Here is a 7,100-nt window from a genome sequence, read left to right on the forward strand (position 1 = left end):
ACGAGGGACTAATGAAAATCACAATGGTTTAATTCGAGAATTTTTACCAAAGGGAAAATCATTTAATTTAGTACCTATTCAAATGATAACAACTATACAAAATGCGTTAAATAATAGACCTAGACGTATACTAGACTATGATACACCTCATACTATGTTTAATCGTTTGTGTGCAACGACATAAACTATAACAGAATAGGTGTAACCGTAAAGGTTCGCTACGCTATTACCTTGACCGTTACACCTATTCCATTACAAAACAACTATGTCGCACACAGACATAGACTGTGACTTTAGTATTTTTCATGTACTGTTGCACTTGGCTTTACAATTCGAGGATTGATAAAAAAGAGAACATTAGTAAAAAAAGACTTGATTTTCTAAAGATTTAGTGGTTTAATAGTATGGAATAAGAAATATTTTTTGATAAAGACACGATTGTTGAGTCATCATTTTAGAGAGAGTCGGTTAGGTGAAACGACTTATGTAGCCCTGCAATTACCACTTTTGAAAAATCGCTTCGAAAAGCGATCGGTTGTTCCGTTATAGCATAAAAAGTGTTATTCACAGTAGTGGATAAAAGTTGGGTGGAACCACGGCAGTTGACGTCCCATACTCTTTAAGAGTATGGGACTTTTTGTTTTTATCGGATATATAAGGAGGAAAAATCATGATTAAAATTACATTTCCAGATGGTGCAGTACGTGAATTTACATCTGGTGTAACACCTTATGAAATTGCACAAAGTATTAGTAATGGATTAGCAAAAAAAATGTTGGCTGGAAAATTCAACGGTGAGCTAGTAGATTATAATAGACCTTTGGATAAAGACGGAAAAATTGAATTAGTAACACCAGACCATGAAGATGCATTAGGAATTTTACGTCATTCAACAGCACATTTATTAGCACATGCTTTGACACGTTTGTATCCTACAATTCATTTCGGTGTAGGTCCTGCCATAGAGTCAGGCTTTTATTATGACACAGATATGGAAAATCAGTTGACTGAGGAAGAATTGCCAAAAGTTGAAGCTGAAATGTTAAACATTGTTAAAGCAAATTACCCTATCCAAAGACGTGTAGTATCTAAAGAAGAAGCTTTATCTATTTTTGCAAAAGATCCTTATAAATTAGAATTGATTAATAGTTTACCAGCAGATGAAACGATTACAATTTACCAACAAGAAGACTTTGTAGATCTTTGTCGAGGTATTCACGTGCCGTCTACTGGACGTATTCAAGTGTTCAAATTATTATCACTAGCTGGAGCATACTGGCGAGGAAATTCTAATAATAAAATGATGCAGCGTGTTTATGGAACAGCATTCTTTGATAAAAAAGATTTAGCTGAATTTATTAAGATGCGTCAAGAAGCAAAAGAGCGTGATCATCGTAAATTAGGGAAAGAACTTGATTTATTTATGGTATCTCAAGAAGTTGGTTCTGGGTTACCATTTTGGTTACCAAAAGGTGCTACAATTCGTCGTACAATTGAACGCTATATTGTCGATCGTGAAGTGAGCTTAGGGTATCAACATGTGTATACACCAATTATGGCAGATGTTGAATTGTATAAAACATCTGGGCATTGGGATCATTATCATGAAGATATGTTTCCACCAATGGATATGGGCGATGGGGAAATGTTAGTTTTGCGTCCAATGAACTGCCCTCATCACATGATGATATATAAAAATGATATTCATTCTTATCGTGAATTGCCTATTCGTATTGCTGAATTAGGTATGATGCATCGTTATGAAAAATCAGGTGCTTTATCTGGATTGCAACGTGTACGTGAAATGACACTAAATGATGCTCATGTTTTTGTTCGTCCAGATCAAATTAAAGATGAATTTAAACGAACATTAGAATTAATCATGGCAGTTTATGAAGATTTTAATATTAAAGATTATCGTTTCCGCTTGAGTTATCGTGATCCAGAAGATAAAGAAAAATATTTTGATGATGATGCGATGTGGATTAAAGCTGAAAGTATGTTAAAAGAGGCTATGGATGAATTAGGATTGGAATATTTTGAAGCTCTTGGAGAAGCTGCTTTTTATGGTCCAAAATTAGACGTGCAGTTTAAAACAGCAATGGGATTGGAAGAAACAATGTCTACAATTCAGTTAGATTTCTTGCTACCAGAACGTTTTGATTTAACGTATGTTGGGGAAGATGGTGAAAATAATCATCGTCCAGTTGTTATTCATCGGGGTGTGGTATCTACAATGGAACGTTTTGTGGCTTATTTAATTGAAGAGTACAAAGGTGCGTTTCCAACTTGGTTAGCCCCTGTTCAAGCAACTGTTATTCCTGTAAACTTTGATTTGCATGAACAATATGCACGGACATTGACTGAACAATTACAACGCATAGGTATGCGTATTGATTTAGATTTACGTTATGAAAAAATGGGTTATAAAATTCGTGCTTCTCAAACACAAAAAATTCCGTATCAGTTGGTTGTTGGAGATCAAGAAGCTGAAAATAAAACTGTTACGGTTCGCAGATATGGCTCAAAAGAAACAGTTACAATGACGATTGATGAGTTTATTGCACGTGTGCAAAAAGAACTGACAAATTTTAGTCGTCCTGTAGAATAATAAGGATAACGATAAATAGTAGAGTATATTTCTGCTATTTGTCGTTATTTTATTGGTATGATAAAACTACTAGGGGTAGCTTTTTTTAGTGCATTGCTTAAACTATGATTTAGATGTATTATAGTAGTATTAATAAGATAAGAAGGAATTGACTATGAAAAACATTGAAATTAAAGATTTAATCCGGTTTCTACATGAGTATGAAGACCTGTATTCTGATAGGGAAAGTGCTATTCAAGATTTTATTAAAGATACTCATGTAAAAGATAAAAAACATCCTTTATCATTTAGTATAGAACAAATAGAACAGCAGACATTAGGAAATCCAATTAAATTTTTACAAAGATTGGGTAAACTCGAGCAAATAGAACATGAAAAATGGGAAAAAAGTAGACAGCGCAATGAGTATTATTCTGATGAATGGGCGTATTTCGATTTAAAAAACATATTGGCTGAATTTTATTTAGACACACAGTTTAATCATCTTGCTAAAAAGCATTTTCAAGAACTTTCAATAATGGAACCTACAAATTATTTTGATGTGACGTATAAGTTAATGATTATCTATTGTCGCTTAGGGGAATTGACGTGTATTGAAGATGTCATGAAGCAATCTGGTTCACTAGATGATCAGAGATTGGTGTTTTTGGCTATGTTAGGGTACTTATCTCACCTAGAATTTGTTAAGGCAAAAGCTATGGCGGCTAGATTATTCCAATTAAACCAAAATATTTTAAATATGATAAATGATGATATATTTACATTTAGTCATTATGAGCATGATTTGGAATATTTAGAAGATTTGGAAGAAGAGGAATTTGATATGGTTGAAACATTATCTTACGTTGTGTATTTAATGTCTGATTATGTTCAAGATTGGATAAATCAAGAGTTTAATCAGTTAAAAAAAGTAAAAAAAATTAACAATCAAAGATTTTTTGTTACACCTATCCAGCATAGTAGTAAATTATTTGAAGGAGTTTCTAAACGTGTAGTTAATATTTTTATGCAAGAGGGATTGTATTCAGAAAAACACTTTTTAGAGAAAACAGTAGAGGATATTTTAAGTATTAGGGGAGTTGGAATAAGTACCATTAAACAACTTGAAAAAAATGGAGTGTTGTTTAAAAAAATATGATGTACTATGTTTAATGGAGAGCATTTTTGATATGAAAACATATGAATAGTAAAGATAACATCTCTAATAGAATAAATATATTTTATTAGAGATGATGAAAATAATTTTTTTTAGAAAAATGAGCATAATAGGGTTGTTTTTAAACAAAAAAGCGATATAATATATATTTAAATTAAAATTAGAAAATATACGTTTAAATTATAGGCTAATTATTAGATACAGTGTAGGGAATTGTATTATAGTGTTGACGTATGAGTATATGATTTATTTGAGAAGGAGTTAATGATATGAAAAGTAGGAGACAACGTAGATTTGATTGGTATAAAGCTAAACAGAAATATTCTTTAAGAAAATTTCATTTTGGATTAGCAAGTGTATTACTAGGGACTGTTTTATCAACAACAGTTATTGCCTCACCTAGTATTCCGGGTGGAAATAATGTAGCTTATGCTGCAGGAAAACAAAGTGATATATATAATCCACGAGGTAGAGATAGAGTTTTATGGATATATCATGAAGATCTTGAAAATCAAGCAGATCGTTCTGTAGTGACTACAGAATTGCCAGAGGGAACAACGTATTCATTTAAAGAACCGATAGATACATCGGTGTCAGGAAGAAAAACTGCTGTAGCAGTTATCACGTATCCTGATGGATCAAAAGATGAAATAACAGTTAAAATAACAGTTATTTTAAGAGATCCTGTAAAAACAGTTGTTGACAATCCAAATCAGTTGACTACTGAGGAAATGGCTAAAGTTGAAACTGCTTTGAGAAGTGCAAATCCAAATTTAAGATCTGATGTTGGAATAAGTGTGGGAACTAATGGAGCCATTACCTTAACTTATCCAAATGGAGTAATTGACACTATTCCATCGTCAAAAACGGTTATAGCAAAACCAGTCACTGAAGAAGAAAGAACTGCTGCTAAAAATGCATTAGATCAAGAGGCTAGAGATAAAAAAGCAGAGATTGATGCCCGTAAAGATTTGACAGATGAAGAAAAAGATGAAGCTAAACGAGAAATTGATGCTAAAGCAAATGAGGCTAAAGCAGCTATTGATAGAGCAACTATTGTTCCGGATGTTAATGCTGCCAAAACTAATGGATCAAATGCAATTAATAGTATAAGTCCGACTGGAACTGTAAAAAATAATGCTAAAAATGCTATTGATCAAGAAGCAAACAATAAGAAAGCAGATATCGACAGACGAACAGACTTAACAAATGAAGAAAAAGATGCAGCAAAACGAGAAATTGATACTAAAGCAAATGAAGCTAAAAGTGCTATTGATAGAGCAACAAATAATGCAGGGGTAGAGCGTGCTAAAACTGCAGGAACAACTGCGATTAATAGTGTAAATCCAACTTCAAGTACAAAAAACGGTGCTAAAACCGCTATTGATGATGCAGCAACTGCTAAGAAAGCAGCCATTGATGCACGTAATGACTTAACGAAAGAAGAAAAAGACGCTGCTAAGAATGCCGTTGATGATAAAGCTAAAGAAGCAAAACAAGCAGTGGATAATGCAACAACAAATGCAGCAGTAGACGCTGCTAAGACATCAGGAACAGATACAATTAATGCAGTTACACCAAATGCTGAAAAGAAAGCAGCTGCAAAAAATGCTATTGAACAAGCAGCAAACGATAAAAAAGCAGAAATTGACCAACGTAAAGATTTGACTGATGAAGAAAAAGACGCTGCTAAAAAAGATGTTGATGCCAAAGCCGCTGAAGCAAAACAAGCAGTGGATAATGCGACAACGAATGCAGCAGTAGACGCTGCTAAGACATCAGGAACAGATACAATTAATGCAGTCACACCAAATGCTGAAAAGAAAGCAGCTGCAAAAACTGCTATTGAACAAGCAGCAAACGATAAAAAAGCAGAAATTGACCAACGTAAAGATTTGACTGATGAAGAGAAAGATGTTGCTAAAAAAGATGTTGATGCCAAAGCCGCTGAAGCAAAACAAGCAGTGGATAATGCGACAACGAATGCAGCAGTAGACGCTGCTAAGACATCAGGAACAGATACAATTAATGCAGTCACACCAAATGCTGAAAAGAAAGCAGCTGCAAAAACTGCTATTGAACAAGCAGCAAACGATAAAAAATCAGCCATTGATGCACGTAATGACTTAACGAAAGAAGAAAAAGACGCTGCTAAGAAAGAAGTTGACGATAAGGCTAAGGAAGCAAAAGCAAATGTTGATAGTGCGACAACAAATGCAGCAGTAGATACAGCTAAAACAAACGGTACTACTGCTATTAACGAAGTTAATCCAAATGCAGACGCTAAAACAACTGCTAAGAACGCTATTGAAGATGCAGCAACTGCTAAGAAAGCAGCCATCGATGCACGTAATGAATTAACTCAAGAAGAAAAAGATGCTGCTAAGAAAGAAGTTGACGATAAGGCTAAGGAAGCAAAAGTAAATGTTGATAGTGCGACAACAAATGCAGCAGTAGACACAGCTAAAACAAATGGTACTACTGCTATTAACGAAGTTAATCCAAATGCAGACGCTAAAACAACTGCTAAGAACGCTATTGAAGATGCAGCAACTGCTAAGAAAGCAGCCATTGATGCACGTAATGACTTAACGAAAGAAGAAAAAGACGCTGCTAAAAAAGATGTTGATGCTAAAGCTAAAGAAGCAAAAGCAAATGTTGATAATGCAACAACAAATGCAGAAGTAGACACAGCTAAAACAGACGGTACTACTGTAATTAACGGAGTTAATCCAAATGCAGACGCTAAAACAACTGCTAAGAACGCCATTGAAGATGCAGCAACTGCTAAGAAAGCAGCCATTGATGCACGTAATGAATTAACGCAAGAAGAAAAAGATGCTGCTAAGAAAGAAGTTGACGATAAGGCTAAAGAAGCAAAAGCAAATGTTGATAATGCAACAACAAATGCAGAAGTAGACACAGCTAAGACAGACGGTACTACTGCTATTAACGAAGTTAATCCAAATGCAGACGCTAAAACAACTGCTAAGAACGCCATTGAAGATGCAGCAACTGCTAAGAAAGCAGCCATTGATGCACGTAATGACTTAACGAAAGAAGAAAAAGACGCTGCTAAGAATGCCGTTGACGATAAAGCTAAAGAAGCAAAAGCAAATGTTGATAATGCAACAACAAATGCAGAAGTAGACACAGCTAAAACAAATGGTACTACTGCTATTAACGAAGTTAATCCAAATGCAGACGCTAAAACAACTGCTAAGAACGCCATTGAAGATGCAGCAACTGCTAAGAAAGCAGCCATCGATGCACGTAATGAATTGACAGCAGAAGAAAAAGACGCTGCTAAAAAAGATGTTGATGCTAAAGCTA

3 protein-coding genes and 1 pseudogene are annotated in these 7,100 nt (G+C 34.4%); all 4 read left to right on the forward strand.

Annotation, left to right across the window (positions count from 1 at the left end):
• A pseudogene (locus E4T68_RS09615) lies at positions 1-184 on the forward strand (IS30 family transposase); the annotation flags it as partial.
• 486 nt (positions 185-670) lie between these two features.
• Positions 671-2,611 carry a threonine--tRNA ligase gene (gene thrS, locus E4T68_RS07945; RefSeq protein WP_167753867.1) on the forward strand — a complete coding sequence of 647 codons (1,941 nt, stop codon included), beginning with the start codon at positions 671-673 and terminating at the stop codon, positions 2,609-2,611.
• A 154-nt stretch (positions 2,612-2,765) separates the two neighbouring features.
• Entirely contained in the window at positions 2,766-3,749 is a 984-nt protein-coding gene (locus tag E4T68_RS07950; protein WP_135125811.1) for a hypothetical protein, read from the forward strand.
• Between the two features lie 287 nt (positions 3,750-4,036).
• Positions 4,037-7,100 (forward strand): DUF1542 domain-containing protein (locus tag E4T68_RS07955; RefSeq protein ID WP_135125813.1); only part of this gene is annotated, 3,064 nt, incomplete at its 3' end.

Origin of the sequence: Granulicatella sp. WM01 (genome assembly GCF_004570605.1) — a bacterium.
Classification (GTDB): domain Bacteria; phylum Bacillota; class Bacilli; order Lactobacillales; family Aerococcaceae; genus WM01.

Bases quoted from the DNA above. Each gene is read 5' to 3' on its own strand.
- thrS (WP_167753867.1), top strand. From the start codon at position 671: ATGATTAAAATTACATTTCCAGATGGTGCAGTACGTGAATTTACATCT.
- E4T68_RS07950 (WP_135125811.1), top strand. From the start codon at position 2,766: ATGAAAAACATTGAAATTAAAGATTTAATCCGGTTTCTACATGAGTAT.